Below are 16,378 nucleotides of genomic sequence, written 5' to 3' on the forward strand. Positions count from 1 at the left end.
AGCCGCGGTCCCTTCCTCCGGTGGCACCGGTTCCGCACTCCAGCGAGTGGGGGTCGGGCCTTCGAGTCGGTCGCGTTCGTTCAGTCGATTGCGGCCTTGGCGCAACGGCATCCCGGATCGGTCTGCTTCAGCGGCGCCAGGGGCTTGGGTCGTGGGGGACCGCGCCGTCCCAGCGTTCGGCGCCGTCGAGGCGGCTGGCCCAGGCCCGCTCGCTCAGGACGATCCGCACCTCCGGGCGCGACAGCCAGTCGAGCAGCAGCCGCGTCTCGGCCGCATGGGCGGCGTCCACGACGTCCTCGACCGGCTCGACCACCCTTGCGGTCGCCCGCAGCCGCTCGATGTACGGCATCGGATCGGCCCGCGGCGGCGTCCGCACGGCCCCGGCGAGCAGGCCGTACCGGATCACCGCGACCTCCCAGCCGCCGCCCTTGGCCCGGCCAGCCGCGACTATCTCCCCGGCCGCCACGAGGCTCCTGACGCGGTGCGTGGCGGCGGCCAGCGCCAGGAACGCGCCGAGCTCGTCCCGCCGCTCGGCCGCGGCCTCGAAGCGCTCGGCCTCCGACAGCTCCGCGAGCCGCTCGGCGACCGCGTCGGCCACCGGCGTCGGGTCCCCGTCCATGGCACGGGCCGCGCGTTCGGCGATCGCGGCGTAGTCCTCGACCGAGACGGTGTGGCGGCACGGCTCGGCGCACTTGCCGATCTCGCCGAGCACGCACGAGGGCGAGAGCCGTTCAGGTGACAGCCGCGTCCGGCACGACCGGATCGGCAGGGCCGCCTCGATCGCGCTGATCGCCGCCTGCGCCTGCGTGCCGGAGGTCGGGCCGAGCCGGGGCGTGCCGGGCGCGGGGGGCTTACGCGAGACCGACAGGCGCGGGTAGGGCTCGTCGGTGAGGCGCACCCAGCTGCGGTGCTCGGGGAACTTCGCGGCCCGGTTGTAGGGCGGCTTGCCGCCGGAGATGAGCCGCAGTTCGGCGACGCCCGCTTCGAGCCGGTGCGCGCACTCGACCACTTCGACCCGTTCGGCGGAGGCGAGCATGTCGCGCAGGCGGCGGCGCTGCTCGGCGGCCGAGAAGTAGCTGCGGACGCGCGCGGCCACGTTCACCGACACCCCGATGTAGAGGGCCCGGTCGTCGGCGTCGCGGAAGATGTACACGCCCGGGGTGTTCGGCAGCCCGTCGGCGAGGTGGCGCTTGCGCCGTTGCAGCTCGGAGGGGATGGCCCGGCAGAACTCGACGAGTTCGGCGTCGGTGGCGACCCCGTGGCCCGAGGCGCGCTCGATGAGACCGTGCAGCACGGTGACGGTGGCGCGGGCGTCGTCCAGGGCCCGGTGGTTCGGGGTCACCGGCGAGCCGAAGAGCCGCGCGAGCGTCCCCAGCCGCCGGTTCGGGACCTCGCTCTTCTCGGTCAGGCGCCTCGCCAGCACCACGGTGTCGACCACGGGCGGGCGCGGCCAGCGCGTGTCGGTCAGCTCGCACGCGTGGCGCAGGAACCCGATGTCGAACCCGGCGTTGTGGGCCACGAGCGTGGCCCCGTGCGCGAACTCGAGGAACGCGGGCAGGACCGAGGAGATGGCCGGCGCGTCGGCGACCATGGCGTCGGTGATGCCGGTCAGGCGGGTGACGCGCGGGTCGATGGCCTCGCCGGGGTTGACGAGTGAGCCGAACTCGCCGAGGACCTCGCCGCCCTTGACCTTGACCGCGCCGATCTCGGTGATGCCGCACGCGTCGGCGGCCAGTCCGGTGGTCTCCAGGTCGACCACGCAGAAGGTCACTTCGGACAGCGGGGTCCCGAGGCTGTCGAGGGTCGGCTGCGTGAAGCCCGCGGTCCCTGAGCCGTCGCGAACCGTGCCGCTCCCGACCGCTCTGCTTCCAATCGGGCCGCTTCCGACCGCACCGCTTCCAGACATGCCCGCCACTCTATGGGCGACCTGTGACAGATCCGCCCTTGCGGCTGTTCGAACGTCCGCGGCGCCGCACCACCGCGCGGACCTTCTCGGCCGCCTGCGCTGAACGCCGCGACATCGCCGCGTCCCCCTCGCTGCGCCTGGCGGCGAGCTTCGCGGCGAGCGAGGCGGGCCAGAACCGGGCCCGGAGGCGCTGGCGGCGCTGGGCGAGGCGGTCGAGTTCGGATCGCAGGTCGGTGACGGCGTCGGCGAGTCCGGCGGTGGGCGCCTCCCTGGGGGCGTACCGGTGCTGGGCCATGGCCGAGCCGAGCGCGGTCGCGGCCTCGCGGGCCCCGGGCGCGGCCTGCGCGAGGACCCCGCCGGCCTGTCTCGGCGTGAGGGAGTCGGAGAGGCTCACGCCGTAGTCGGTGGCGAGGTCGGCGGCCTCGGACCACGCGGACTGGGCGCTGAGCCGCTGCGGGTCGAGGCGGGAGCGGCGTATGCCGCCGCGCCACAGCGCGGGGACGAACGGGACGGCGAGGACGAGCAGGAGCGCGAGCCAGGCGGGGTTGAACCTCGAACCGGCGCCCGATCCGCCGTCGGCGGCCGAGCCGGTCGAGCCGTCGGGCGCCTCGCCGTTCGGGAACTCGGACGGGTCCCCGGCCGAGGGGTCGCCCGCGGAGGGGTCGGCGGTCGGGTCGGCGGTCGCGTCGGGCGCGGCGGTCGGATCGTCGGCGGTGTCGGCCGGTTCGGCCGCCCACGGGAAGCTCACCGAGCCGGGGACGCCGCCGGACGGCGTCGGGTCGTAGGTGACCCAGCCGGGGCCTTCGTAGTAGACCTCGACCCACGCGTGGTAGTCGTGGCTGGTGAGGATCCACGACTCGCCGTCGCGCCGGCCCTGGGACATGCCGATGACGACGCGGGCGGGCACGTCGGCCTCGCGCAGCATCCACGCCATCGTGGCCGCGTACTGCTGGCAGAAGCCGGACTTGTTGGTGAGGAAGTCGAGGACGGCCTCGCCGCTGTCGGCCTCGGAGGTCTCCAGGGAGTACCGGAACCCGTTCGCGACCGACAGGTGGTCGAGGACGGCGAGGACCTTCTCGTGCACCGTGGAGGCCCCGCGGGTGGTGTCCTGGACGATCTCGGTCAGCTCCGGCACGTCCGGGTGCTCGGTGTTGGCCTCCCAGCGGCTGTCGCCGGGGTCCATGCCGGGCGCGCGCGCGAGTTCGGCGGTGTCGGGCGCCGGGTCGATGTACGTCTGCGTGTAGGAGCCGACGTCGGCCATCGTGTCGCCGACGATGACGCCGGTGTCGGCGTCGATGAGCCAGTCGCCGTCGATGTCGAGCCCGGTGGGCGTCCCGTAGACGGGCACCACGGGCGCGCGGCTGTTGAGGTTCTCGATCTCGGCGGTGTACTCCTGCTGGATGCCGGGCCGCGCGAACTGGTCGAACTCGGCCTCGCCGTCGTAGTCGTTGGGGACGAACCCGTCGTTGTTCAACTCGTCGAGCACGTGCATCCGCAGATACCGCGGGTTCGGGTCGGTCGTGGTGACCCGCAGGACGTCGACGGCCTCGGGCCGGTTGAGCGAGCCGGACAGCTGCGCCCACGGGTTCACGTCCCCGAGCCCGTAGGCCTCCCCGTCCCCGCCGAAGCCGCCCGAGACCCGGTCGACCAGGCCCGAGGTGTTGACCGGCACGACGGTGAGGATCGTGAGCGTCGCGGCGATGAACGCGACCGCCGACCAGCGCGCGGTGCGCGCCATCGGCGACGGGAAGCCCTGCCCGACGAGCTGCCCGGCCCCGGTGAAGCGGTGCCCGAACGCCGAGACGCGCCGCAGGTTGTCGTCGGCGAGGATCCACAGGTAGGCCACGGCCGGGAGGATGAACCAGAACCAGGCGGTCGCCTCGGGGGCGACCGAGACCGGCACCAGGTACATCGTCAGCAGCGTCAGCCCCGCCAGCGCCGGAGTGCGCAGGCCGACCACGAACATGTCGTGGAGGATCGCGACGATCCCCACGCCCACGACCGTCAGGAACAGGATGCCCCCCTCAGGGGCCACCGGCGGGGCGTTGACGACGATGTCGGCCACGCCCGAGCCGGCCAGTTGCGCCCAGTGCTCGAACGTGCCGGGCATCGGGATGATGAACAGGAACCCGGTCCCGCCGCCGAAACCGGCGGTGAGGACCACCATGAGCGCCGCGGCCATGGCCAGGGTCTGGAGGCCCTGCCCGCGCCCGGCCGCGCGCACCAGCGCACCGGTCACCGCGATCATCGTGATCGTCAGCAGCACCGGGAACGTCCACCCCAGGCCCTCGAAGACGCCCAGGAGCGGCGTCAAGGTCAGCGCCAGCGTCGCGGCGGCGACCATCGTGGCGTGCCGCTGTCCGTTCATGCGAGGGTCCTCCACGCGCCCAGGCGGGGCCACACCCGGCGCAGCTCGGTCCCGGCGACCACCGGGATCACCTGCCAGCCCGCGTTCGCCAGCGCCGCCACCGCGGCCCGGTGCTGCTCGGCGAACACCTGCTCCCGCGGGTCGATCCGCCCCGTCGGCGCCTTCGGGATCCACCGCACCGGGTCGACGACCAGCGCCGAGCAGTGCCCGCCGCGCTTGGCCAGACGCCCCAGCGCCGCCCCCTCCTCAGGGGTCAGGTGCCCCAGGAACGCCACGATCCCCGAGACCGAACGCGACCGCTGCGCCTGCTCGACCATGTGCGCCACCGGCGCCTCAGGGGCGGCCGCCACCGTCGCCAGGTACCGCAGCGCCTGGCTGTAGTCGCCCTGGCGGCACTCGAAATCGCGTTCGGCGGTGATCAGCCACGGGTCGATGCCGTCGCGCGCGAGCCGCACGGTCGCCGAGGCGGCCGCGTCCACCATCCACTCGAAACTCGACAGCTCCCCGCGGTGCGCCCCGCGCCGCACGTCCAGCAGCACCGCGGCGTTGTTCTCCCACGGCTGCTCCTCGCGCCGGACCATGAGCTGGCCGCGGTGGGCGCTGGCCTTCCAGTGGACGCGGCGCATGTCGTCCCCGTGCCGGTACTCGCGCACCGCGATGTCGTCGTTGCCGGTGATGGCCACCGCGTGCGCGGCCGACTCGCCCGAGGACATGCCCGCCCCGCCCGGCAGCAGCAGGCTCGACAGCGGCTGGATGCGCGGGGTGACCACCAGTTCGGTGGTGATCGGGAACTCCTGCACCGACACCGCCAGCCCGAACGGGTCGGCCGTGCGCACCGTCAGCGGCCCCAGCTCGTACGCGCCGCGGGTGCCGGGCGTGATCGTGTAGTTGACGACGCTGCGCGCGCCGGGCGCGAGGCGCTCCAGGACCAGGCGCGGGCGGTTGCCGAGCCGGTAGGGGATGCGGTCCTCCAGCATGAGCGCCGGCGGGCGCCGCCGCCCGGTGTTCTGGATGCCCAGCCGCACCTGCGTGGACTGCCCGGCCTCCACCTGCGGCGGGTTGAGCACCCGGTTCGACTCCAGGGTCGGGCGCGTCCAGCGCAGCAGGACCAGCCCGCCCAGCGGGGTGATGGCCGCCAGCAGCGCCGCGCGCAGCAGATCGCCCTCGCCCACCGCCAGGGCGGTGAGGCCGACGACCACGCTCACCACCAGCAGCGTCTTGCCGCGCCCGGTGAGCTCCACGCCTAGAACCTCCCCGGGTGGGACACCACCGGGACGTGTCTGAGGATGTCGGAGACGATCGCCTTCGTGTCGCCACCGCCCATGGTCGTCTCCGTGGTCGGGATGAGCCGGTGCGCCAGGACCGGCACGGCCAGTTGCTGCACGTCGTCCGGCAGCGCGAAGTCGCGCCCGTCCATCGCCGCGAGCACCTGCGTGCACCGCAGCAGCTGCAACGTCGCGCGCGGGCTCGCGCCGAGGCGCACCTGCGCGTTCGTGCGGGTCGCGGTCACCAGGTCCACCACGTAGCGCTTGAGCTCGGGCGCCAGGTGCACCGCGCGGGCCGCGGCGATCATCCGCACGATCATCTCCCCGTCGGCCACTGGCCGCAGGGCGTCGAGCGGGTTGTACTCCTCGCGCCGGTCCAGCAGCTCCAGCTCGGCCTTCAAGTCCGGGTAGCCGATCGCCAGGCGCGCGGTGAAGCGGTCGCGCTGGGCCTCGGGCAGCGGGTAGGTCCCCTCCATCTCCACCGGGTTCTGGGTGGCGATGACCATGAACGGGCTGCGCAGCTTGTACGTGTTCCCGTCGACGGTGACCTGCCGCTCCTCCATGCACTCCAGCAGCGCCGACTGCGTCTTGGGGCTGGCGCGGTTGATCTCGTCGCCGAGGATGAGGTTCCCGAAGATCGCCCCGGGCTTGAACACGAAGTCGCGCTTCTCGGGGTCGAAGATGCTCACGCCGGTCACGTCGGACGGCAGCAGGTCGGGGGTGAACTGGATCCGGCGCACCGAGCAGTCGACCGAGCGCGCCAGCGCCTTCGCCAACTGCGTCTTCCCGACCCCGGGGACGTCTTCGAGCAGCAGGTGGCCCTCCGCCAGCATGACCGAGAGCGCGAGCTTGATCGTGTGCGACTTGCCCTCGATCACCCACTCGACGTTGGTCAAGATCGCCTCGGCCGTCGCCTTGAACTCCTGAGGGGAGAGCGGCGCCGGCGCCTGCGGCTGCTGAACTGGGGACGACTCGAAGGTCAAAGGTCCTCCCGGGGATCGATCGTTGAGGTGGGACACCGCGAAGCGACGCGATGGCGGATCGGACGCGCGCCAGCGCGCGATGACAGCGCCGCGCGGCCGGTTCCGCGACGCGAGGCACCGCGCCTTGAAACGCCGTGCGCCGTAACCGTCTCTTGTTCCGCCATCGTACCCGTGCACGCCCAGCAGCCGTGTCGCGCGCCACCGATGGGCGCTTCCGCTGCGGCGGGCCCCTTCCGGCACCGACCGGCACCGGACGGGACCGCGCGGGCGCGGCCCCGCGCGCCCGCCCCAACGTGCTGTACCGCCGGTCGGCCGTTCCGCTACACTGGGGTCATGTCTCGGCGTTTCGAGCTTCTTATCTAGCCGTGTCGGAGTGAACCCGCACGGCGACCCCTGCATGCCAGGGGTTTTTTGCTGTCTAGGGTCGAATCCGATCACGCAGGCCCGGAGCCGACGCCACCAGGATCAATGCCACTGATACCAGCGCCACAGGACCACAGGACGAGTCATGAGCGAACCCGCACACCGTTACGACGCCAAGCTGGCCAACGAGATCGAACCGCGCTGGCAGGCGCGCTGGGAGGCCGAGCAGACCTTCCGCGCCCCCAACCCGGTCGGCGCGCTCGCCGAACCCGACCACCCGCGGGCCGGGGCGCCCAAGAAGTTCGTGATGGACATGTTCCCCTACCCCTCGGGGGCGGGGCTGCACGTGGGCCACCCGCTGGGCTACATCGCCACCGACGCGTACTCGCGCTACCTGCGCATGGCCGGGTACAACGTGCTGCACCCGCTGGGCATGGACGCGTTCGGCCTGCCGACCGAGCAGTACGCGATCGCGACCGGCCGCCAGCCCGCCGAGATCACCGCCGAGAACATCGAGCGGTACCGGCGCCAGCTGCGCATGGTCGGCATGGGCTACGACAACCGCCGCGACTTCGCGACCACCGACCCGGACTACTTCAAGTGGACGCAGTGGATCTTCCTCCAGATCTTCAACTCCTACTACGACACCGAGGCCGACCGGGCCCGGCCGATCGCCGACCTGATCGCCGCGTTCGAGTCCGGTGAGCGGCAGACCCCGGGTGAGCGCCCGTGGGCCGAGCTGAGCGAGGTCGAGCGCCGCCGCCTGGTCGACGGCCACCGCCTGGCCTACGTCACCGAGGCGCCCGTGAACTGGTGCCCGGGCCTGGGCACGGTGCTGTCGAACGAGGAGGTCACCTCCGAGGGGCGCAGCGAGCGCGGGAACTTCCCGGTCTACACGCGCACCCTGAAGCAGTGGATGATGCGCATCACCGCCTACGCCGACCGGCTGCTGGACGACCTGAACGGCCTGGACTGGACCGAGTCGCTGAAGTCCATGCAGCGCAACTGGATCGGCAAGTCCGTCGGCGCGTTCGTCGACTTCGCGACCTACGCGGGGGACATCCGGGTCTTCACCACCCGGCCCGACACCCTGTTCGGCGCCACCTACATGGTCCTGGCCCCCGAGCACCCGCTGGTCGACGCCCTGACCGCCGAGGCCTGGCCCGCCGGCGTGGCCGAGTCCTGGACCGGCGGGCAGGACACGCCCGCCGCGGCCGTGGCCGCCTACCGCGCCCAGGCCGCCGCCAAGACCGACGTGGAGCGCCAGGCCGACGCGAAGGAGAAGACCGGCGTCTTCACCGGCGGGTACGCCACCAACCCCGTCAACGGCGAGACGGTCCCGGTGTTCATCGCCGACTACGTGCTGGCCGGCTACGGCACCGGCGCGATCATGGCCGTCCCGGCCCACGACGAGCGCGACTTCGCCTTCGCGCGGGCCTTCGACATCCCGATCGTGCAGGTCATCACCGAAGGCGTCGAGTGGGACCGCCAGGAGGTCCTGACAAGCAGCGCCGGCACGTGCGTCAACTCCGGGTTCCTGGACGGCCTGGCCGTCCCCGACGCCAAGGCCCGCATGATCGACTGGCTGGCCGAGCACGGCCGCGGCGAGGGCGCCACCACCTTCCGCCTGCGCGACTGGCTGTTCAGCCGCCAGCGCTACTGGGGCGAGCCCTTCCCGATCGTCTACGACGAGACGGGCCTGCCGGTGGCGCTGACTGACGACCAGCTGCCGGTCGAGCTGCCCCAGATGGACGACTTCTCGCCCAAGACCTTCGACCCCGAGGACGCCGACTCCGCGCCCGAGCCGCCGCTGGGCCGCGCCAAGGACTGGGTCGAGGTCGAGCTGGACCTGGGCGACGGTCCGCGCACCTACACGCGCGAGCTGAACACCATGCCCAACTGGGCCGGTTCCTCCTGGTACGAGCTGCGCTACACCGACCCCAAGGCCGCCTCGGCCCTCACCGAGCCCGAGAACGAGTCCTACTGGATGGGCCCGGAGGACGCCGAGGACGTCGGCGGGGTCGACCTGTACATCGGCGGTGTCGAGCACGCCGTGCTGCACCTGCTGTACGCCCGCTTCTGGCAGAAGGTCCTGTTCGACCTGGGGCACGTCTCCAGCCGCGAGCCGTTCCGCCGCCTGTTCAACCAGGGCTACATCCAGGCCTACGCCTACAGCGACGACCGCGGGGTCTACGTCAACGCCGAAGAGGTCGAAGAGGCCGACGGCGTCTACTACCACGAGGGCAGGAAGGTCAACCGCGAGTACGGCAAGATGGGCAAGTCCCTGAAGAACGTCGTCACGCCCGACGAGATCTGCGAGCGCTACGGCGCCGACACCTTCCGCGTCTACGAGATGTCGATGGGCCCGCTGGCCGACTCCAAGCCCTGGGAGACCCGGGCCATCGTCGGCTCCCAGCGGTTCCTGCAACGCCTGTGGCGCAACATCGTCGACGAGGAGACCGGCGAGGTCACCGTCACCGACGCCGAACCCGACACGGCCACCCTGCGCGAGATGCACAAGGCCATCGCCGGGGTCCGCGAGGACTACGAGCACCTGCGCATGAACACCGCCGTGGCCAAGCTGATCACGCTGAACAACCACGTGACCGGCCTGAACCCGGTGCCGCGCGCGGCGGCCGAGGCCCTGGTCGCGATGACCGCCCCGGTCGCCCCGCACATCGCCGAGGAGCTGTGGGAGCGGCTGGGCAACGAGGGCGGCATCGCCTACGCGCCGTTCCCCGAGGTCGACGAGCGGTACCTGGTCGAGGACACCGTGACCTACCCGGTCCAGATCAACGGGAAGGTCCGCGGGCGCATCGAGATCGCCGCCGACGCCGACGAGGAGGCGGTGAAGGCCGCCGCCCTGTCCGAGGAGAAGGTCGCCGCGAACCTGGCCGGCAAGGACGTCAAGAAGGTGATCGTGGTGGCGGGCCGGATGGTCTCGATCGTCGCGAAGTAGGGCGCTCCGGTCGCCGGGCGCGATCGTGCCCGATCACCGGAATGCTTCGTTCATTGTGAAATGACCGTTCCCCTATGATTCCTCCTCAATAGTCACCGAAGCGGGCCCGGCATCGTCCGGGCCCGCTCGGCGTCCGTGATGCTTCCGTGGCCGGACAACCCCAGGTCAGTATTGACGCATGTCTATGCATTCGCTAGGCTGTGGACTACCTTGGGAGCGCTCCGCTCCCTCTTGGAACAGCCTCGTTCCCTCACGCGCGGCATCTGACTGAGGAGCTTTTCATGCTGCTTACTCGTAAACGCCGGCGCGCGTTGATCGCGGGGGTCGCCACAGTCGCGACCGCCGCGCTCGGCATCGCGTTGTCGACGCAGCTCGCCAGTGCCCAGACCACCCTCCGCGGCGCAGCCGACGCGATCGGCAAGGACGTCGGCGTCGCGGTCAACTACAACCTGCTCCAGAACGACGCCACCTACCGCAACACCGTCGCCACCGAGTTCAACTCCCTCACGGCCGAGAACTCGATGAAGATGGAGGTCCTCCAGCCGAGCCAGGGGAACTTCAACTTCTCCCAGGGCGACGCGATCGTGGACTTCGCCAAGCAGAACAACCAGTCGGTCCACGGTCACACCCTGGTGTGGCACAGCCAGGCCCCCGGTTGGATCCAGGGCCTCTCCGGCACGGCGCTGGAGAACGCGATGGCCGACCACATCAACACCGTCATGGACCACTACCGCGGCGACGTGGAGTCCTGGGACGTGGTGAACGAGGTCGTCAGCGACAACAACGGCCAGCTGCGGGACTCGTTCTGGCTCAACGGTCTCGGCGAGGGTTACATCACCACCGCGTTCGAGCTCGCCCGCGCGGCCGACCCGACCGTCGACCTCTACATGAACGACTACTCGATCGACGGCATCAACGCCAAGTCCGACAAGACCTATGAGATCGCCCAGGGCCTCGCGGCCCAGAACCTCATCGACGGCGTCGGCTTCCAGGCCCACCTCATCCTCGGCCAGGTGCCCTCGAACATGGAGGCCAACCTCCAGCGCTTCACGGCCCTGGGCCTGAAGGTGCGCGTCACCGAGCTGGACATCCGCATCCAGATGCCCGCGGACGCGAACGAACTCCAGCAGCAGGCGAACGACTACCGGCGCGTGGCCGAGATCTGCGCCGGCATCGCCGACTGCTCGGGCGTGACCATCTGGGGTCTGCGCGACGGCGACTCGTGGGTCCCGGACGTCTTCCAGGGCGAGGGCGCGCCGCTGCTGTTCAACGACGACTACAGCAAGAAGCCCGCTTACGACGCGTTCCTCGAAGGCCTCGGCGGCGACGGCTCGGACCCCGGTCCGACCGATCCCGACCCCACGGACCCCGACCCCACCGACCCTGACCCGACCGATCCCGACCCGACCGACCCGGACCCCACCGATCCTGACCCGACGGACCCCGGCCCCGGCAACGGCTGCACGGCGACCCTGTCGGTCCAGAGCCCGTGGAACACCGGTGCGACCTATGAGGGCACGGTGACGGCGGGTCAGAACCTGACGGGCTGGACCGTGACGTGGACCTGGCCGGGCTCGGAGCGGATCTCGAACGCCTGGAGCATCTCGGGCACGCTCGACGGTGCGACGGTGACCGCCTCGGACGCCGGTTACAACGGCACGCTGTCCTCGGGCCAGTCGACCACGTTCGGCTTCAACATCACCAAACCCGACGGGGCCACGGCCTCGGTGCCGACGGTGACCTGCACCGCCCGGTAATCGGCCCTGCAATGAGCACTGTGCGGACCTCGCCTCGCGACCCGCACCGTGCGACCGGCATCGTCCGGTGAGCGGCGACGCCTGAGTCGCGCCGCCGCTCACCGGGGCTTTGCAGCTTGACCTGTTTCCTTCGCAGAGGGCGGGGCCGGAGCGCTTCAAGCGCTCCGGCCCCGCCCGCGATGATTCGGTGCCGGCAGGGGACCGAATGCGGTCGCCTGCGTTCTCAGACGAGAGGTGCCCGCCCGTTCCCGAAGCTTGTGCTGGAGTGGTTTTCGAGGGTTGCGGCCCGCGCGTTCGGGCCGTCAGCCGAGTTCGGCCTGGAACATCCAGCTCTGCTTCTCGAGTTCGGCGGTGACGCCGATGAGGAGGTCCTGGGTCACCGGGTCGGCCGACTCGGTGACCTCGATGCGTTCGCGCATGTTGGCGATGATCGCCCCGTAGGCCTCGATGAACAGCGAGACGACCTCGGTGTCGCTGATGGTGCCGTCGTGGATCTTGGGGACCGAGGAGGTCTCGGCCACCGTTCCGGCCCTGCCGTCGGCGCTCACGCCGATGGCGATGGCCCGCTCGGCGACCAGGTCGGTGGCGTTGCGGGCGGCGACGACGATCTCGTCGAGCTGGAGGTGGAGGGAGCGGAAGTTCTTGCCGTAGACGTTCCAGTGGGCCTGTTTGCCGACCAGGGACAGGTCGATGAGGTCGACCAGCGCCCCCTGGAGGGCCTTGGCGGTGATATCGCGGTTCTCGTCGGAAAGGCTGGAGCGGACGGTCGACATCTGGATACCTCACAGGAAGCGCTCGTGGTCCGGCAGTTGCACCGCCAAGGGTAGTCGCGTCGCGCCCGCGGGGGAGCGAACCGGCGAGAGCGGCGGTCCGCGCGCGGAGATTGGCACGTTCCCTTCAGGCCCGGTGCCCCCGATCCCGGTACGGCGGTTCGCGAAACGGCCCCCGAGGAGTGCGCGGCGTCGATAATGCAGAGGGTCACCGCCCCCGGTCGCAATTTGTTGGATTAGTCGATAAACTAATCGACGTCGTGCCGCACCGGCCCGGCCGCCGCCGTACGCACCCTGAACAGGCAGGAGCACCGAATGCCTTATCGCCCGCCGCTGGTCGCCCGCGAGTTCTTCGTCGCCGACCCCCCGGAGCTGCCCCAGCGCGCCCCAGGCGAGCAGGGTCTGTCGGCCGTCCGGCGCGCCGAGGTCGTCGACCTCGGGCCCGCCTCGGTCCTCCTCAAGGCCACCACCAGCGCCGACGAGGAGCTGTACGTCGGCCTCGCCGCCGTCGCCGAGGGCGTCGTCCGCGCCCGCCTCTCGGCCGATCCCCAGGCCCGGCCGGACGCCGAGAAGATCATCGAGCTGATGCACGCCGGGATCTACGCCGAAGCCGCGATCACCGTCGAGGAGGGCTCGGTCGTCGTCGACGCCGGCGCCGTGCGCGCGGTCGCCACGCTCGAGCCGTGGTCGCTGACCTACACCGACGCCGACGGGAAGACCCTCGTCGCCCAGAACCCCGGCGAAGAGGACATCTCGGGTCGCCTGCGGACCCTCCCGTTCGGGCGGTCGATCGTCGACGGCGAGCCGGTGGCCTACCACGAGTCGTTCACCGCCGCCCCCGACGAGGCCTTCGCCGGGTTCGGCGAGCGCTTCGCGCCGCTGAACGCCCGCGGCCAGCGCCCGCTGATGTGGAACTTCGACGCGTTCGGCTCGGAGTCGATCCGCGCCTACAAGAACATCCCGATCTACGTCTCCGACCGCGGCTACGGCGTGGTGGTCAACTCCGGCGCCCCCGTCGAGTTCGACATGGCCCAGCAGACCCACGCGGCAGTCGAGATCCTCGTGCCCGACGCGGTCCTGGAGTACTTCGTGCTCGGCGGGACCCCCGTCGAGGTCCTCGACCGCTTCGACGGGCTCACCTCGCGCCCGGCGCTGCCGCCGAAGTGGGCCTTCGGGACCTGGATCTCCTCGGGCTTCTTCGTGGACAGCCGCGAGCGGGTCCTGGAGCGGGCCAAGAAGATCCGCGAGCGCGGCATCCCCTGCGACGTGCTCCACCTCGACACGTTCTGGCAGACCGACGGCCACTGGTCGGACATGCAGTGGGACCCCGAGAACTTCCCCGAGGCACGCTCGCTCATGGCCGAGCTCGCCGAGCAGGGCTTCAAGGTGTGCCTGTGGATGAACTCGTACATCTCCCACAAGTCCCCGCTGTTCCAGGTCGCCGACGAGGCCGGCTACTTCCTCAAGGACGCCAAGGGCGAGACGTACGTGGCCGACACCTGGCACGGCTCGTTCCCCGCGTGCGGCATCGTGGACTTCACCAACCCCGAGGCCACCGCCTGGTGGAAGGACCTGCTGCGCGGGCCGCTCCAGGACGGGGCGGCGCTGTACAAGACCGACTTCGCCGAAGGGGTCCCCGCCGATGCGGTGGCGCACAACGGGATGACCGGCACCGAGCTGCACAACGTGTACACGCTGCTGTACAACGACGCGGTCTGCGAGGTGACCCGCGAGGTCAACGGGCACGACCTCGTGTGGGCGCGCTCCTCGTTCCTCGGCGGCCAGCGCCACTCGGCGCAGTGGTCGGGCGACGTGCAGACCACGTGGGCGGGCCTTGGCGGGACCATCCGCGGCGGGCTCTCGCACGGCCTGTCGGGCGTCCCGTTCTGGTCGCACGACACCGGCGGCTTCAACGGCACGCCCACCGACGACCTGTACGTCCGCTGGGCCCAGTTCGGCGCGCTGTCGCCGCTGCTGCGCTACCACGGCACCACCACCCGAGAGCTGTGGGAGTTCTCCGAGGAGGCCGAGCGCCTCGCGGTCGAGTCGCTGAAGCTGCGCTACTCGCTGGCTCCTTACATCTACTCGGCGGCCGTGCGCGCCTCGCGCACCGGCGAGCCGGTGCTGCGGGCGCTCAACGTGGACGATCCCGCCGACCCGGTGTCGTGGACGGCCGACCAGGAGTACCGCTTCGGCACCGACCTGCTCGTGGCCCCGGTCAACGACCCGTCGGGCGAGCGCAAGGTCTACCTGCCCGAGGGCCGGTGGATCGACTTCTGGACCAAGGAGGTCCACGAGGGCGGGCGCTACATCGACACGAAGCACGGCCTGGAGACCTTCCCGGTGTTCGTGCGGTACGGGGCGATCCTGCCGCGCGTCGCTCCCGGCGCCACGTTCGGCGACGGCCCGTTCGAGGGCGTCACGCTCGAAGTGTGGGGGACGCCGAGCGGGGGAATCGTGCTCTCCGACGTCGACGGAGACACCGTCATCGAGGTGGAAACAGTTTCGGAAACTGTTGTGACCCTGGTTTCGACAGGCCCCGCGGACCTCGCTAATGTGAGCGTCATCGATGTCGTGGGCAAGCCCGCGCAGGTGGAGCTGGAGCGTAATTAGATGAGCCTTGTAGCCGGAGTCGACTCCTCGACCCAGTCGACGAAAGTCCTCCTGGTCGAATCGGAGACCGGCGAGATCGTCGACTCCGGTCGCGCCTCCCACCCGGACGGGACCGAGTGCCCGCCCGAAGCCTGGTGGGAGGCGCTCCAAGAGGCCGGAAAAGGCCTCTTGGAACGGGCCGAGGCGGTCGCCGTCTCCGGACAGCAGCACGGCATGGTCGCCCTCGACGCCGACGACGAGGTCGTCCGCCCCGCACTGCTGTGGAACGACACCCGCTCGGCCCCCCAGGCCGAGCGCCTCACCGCCGAGAGCGGCGCCGAGGCCTGGGCCGCCGACACCGGCCTGGTCCTCGCCGCCTCCTTCACCGCCACCAAACTCGCCTGGCTCGCCGAGCACGAACCCGACAACGCCGCCCGCACCGCCGCGGTCATGCTCCCGCACGACTGGCTCACCCTGAAGCTGCGCGGCGCGAGCGCCGCCGAGGCCACCACCGACCGCTCCGACGCCTCCGGCACCGGCTACTGGTCGGCCGCCACCGGCGACTACGTCACCGACCGGCTCGTCCAGGCCTTCGGACGCACCCTCGCGCTCCCGCGCGTGGCCGCCCCGAACGAGATCGTCGGCCGCACCCCCTGGGGCGCGGCCGTCGCACCCGGCGCCGGCGACAACGCCGGAGCCGCACTCGGCCTCGGACTCGGACCCGGCGACGTCGCGGTCTCCCTCGGCACCTCCGGCACCGTCTTCGGCGTCTCCGACGTCCCCGCCAACGACCCCTCCGGGCTCGTGGCCGGGTTCGCCGACGCCACCGGCCGGTACCTCCCGCTGGTGGCGACCCTCAACGCCGCCCGCATCCTCGACACCTTCCGGGCGATCCTCGGCGTCGACCACGCCGAGTTCGACGCCCTCGCGCTCGCCGCCGAACCAGGCGCCGGAGGCCTCACCCTCCTGCCGTACCTCGACGGCGAACGGACCCCCAACCGGCCGAACGCCACCGGGGTCCTCTCCGGGATCACCACCGGGGCGACCCGCCAGAACCTGGCCCGCGCCGCCGTCGAAGGCATGCTCTCGGCCCAGGCCGACGGGCTCGCCGCGCTGGCCGCACAGGGCCTGGAGGCCCGGCGGGTCCTCCTCATCGGCGGCGCGTCCGCCTCCGAAGCCGTCCGCCGGATCGCCCCCACCGTGTTCGGCGTCGACGTCGAGATCCCTCCCTCGGCCGAGTACGTGGCCCTCGGCGCCGCCAAGCAGGCGGCCTGGGCCCTGTCCGGCCGCAACGAACCGCCACAGTGGACCATCGGTGACACGGCGAGGCTGACCGGCAGCGCCGCCGACGCCGTGACCGAGCAGTACGCGACGCTCAGGGACGAGACCGCTCCCTGGGCGGCGCACCGATGAAC

The 16,378-nt window shown here is 71.4% G+C and carries 9 protein-coding genes; 4 read left to right on the forward strand and 5 right to left on the reverse strand.

What is annotated here, in order from left to right:
* Positions 1-127: 127 nt before the first annotated feature.
* The 4 genes from IF12_RS0119225 to IF12_RS0119240 are packed head-to-tail and all read right to left on the reverse strand — an operon-like array spanning position 128 to position 6,522.
* On the reverse strand, positions 128-1,906 hold the full coding sequence (locus IF12_RS0119225) for a DEDD exonuclease domain-containing protein (protein WP_081913774.1): 1,779 nt from the start codon (positions 1,904-1,906) through the stop codon (positions 128-130).
* Between the two features lie 10 nt (positions 1,907-1,916).
* Positions 1,917-4,274 carry a DUF3488 and transglutaminase-like domain-containing protein gene (locus IF12_RS0119230; RefSeq protein ID WP_030161313.1) on the reverse strand — a complete coding sequence of 786 codons (2,358 nt, stop codon included), beginning with the start codon at positions 4,272-4,274 and terminating at the stop codon, positions 1,917-1,919.
* Positions 4,271-5,515, reverse strand: coding sequence for a DUF58 domain-containing protein (locus tag IF12_RS0119235; RefSeq protein WP_051704618.1), 1,245 nt, complete (start codon positions 5,513-5,515; stop codon positions 4,271-4,273). Before IF12_RS0119235 ends, IF12_RS0119230 begins: the two co-directional genes overlap by 4 nt.
* A 2-nt stretch (positions 5,516-5,517) precedes the next feature.
* Complete coding sequence (locus tag IF12_RS0119240; protein WP_035749625.1) at positions 5,518-6,522, reverse strand: MoxR family ATPase; 1,005 nt, start codon at positions 6,520-6,522, stop codon at positions 5,518-5,520.
* 508 nt (positions 6,523-7,030) lie between these two features.
* Between IF12_RS0119240 and leuS the strand changes: the two genes are divergently transcribed.
* Both leuS and IF12_RS0119250 read left to right on the forward strand, forming a co-directional pair.
* Positions 7,031-9,844 (forward strand): leucine--tRNA ligase, encoded by a 2,814-nt coding sequence (gene leuS, locus IF12_RS0119245; protein ID WP_030161317.1) that lies wholly within the window; start codon positions 7,031-7,033, stop codon positions 9,842-9,844.
* Between the two features lie 281 nt (positions 9,845-10,125).
* Positions 10,126-11,601, forward strand: a complete 1,476-nt coding sequence (locus IF12_RS0119250) for an endo-1,4-beta-xylanase (RefSeq protein ID WP_030161318.1) — start codon at positions 10,126-10,128, stop codon at positions 11,599-11,601.
* A gap of 302 nt (positions 11,602-11,903) precedes the next feature.
* Here the strand turns inward: IF12_RS0119250 and IF12_RS0119255 are convergent, their stop codons facing one another.
* A complete protein-coding gene (locus IF12_RS0119255; protein WP_030161319.1) occupies positions 11,904-12,374 on the reverse strand; it encodes a Dps family protein in 471 nt (156 codons plus the stop codon).
* Between the two features lie 312 nt (positions 12,375-12,686).
* On the opposite strand from IF12_RS0119255, the gene IF12_RS0119260 reads away from it, so the two are divergent.
* Together IF12_RS0119260 and xylB are read left to right on the forward strand one after the other, a co-directional pair.
* Complete coding sequence (locus IF12_RS0119260; RefSeq protein WP_030161321.1) at positions 12,687-14,984, forward strand: TIM-barrel domain-containing protein; 2,298 nt, start codon at positions 12,687-12,689, stop codon at positions 14,982-14,984.
* Positions 14,985-16,376, forward strand: coding sequence for a xylulokinase (gene xylB, locus IF12_RS0119265; RefSeq protein WP_030161328.1), 1,392 nt, complete (start codon positions 14,985-14,987; stop codon positions 16,374-16,376).
* The last annotated feature ends 2 nt before the right edge of the window (positions 16,377-16,378 follow it).

It is taken from the genome of Glycomyces sp. NRRL B-16210, from assembly GCF_000719515.1.
Taxonomy (GTDB): domain Bacteria; phylum Actinomycetota; class Actinomycetes; order Mycobacteriales; family Micromonosporaceae; genus Glycomyces.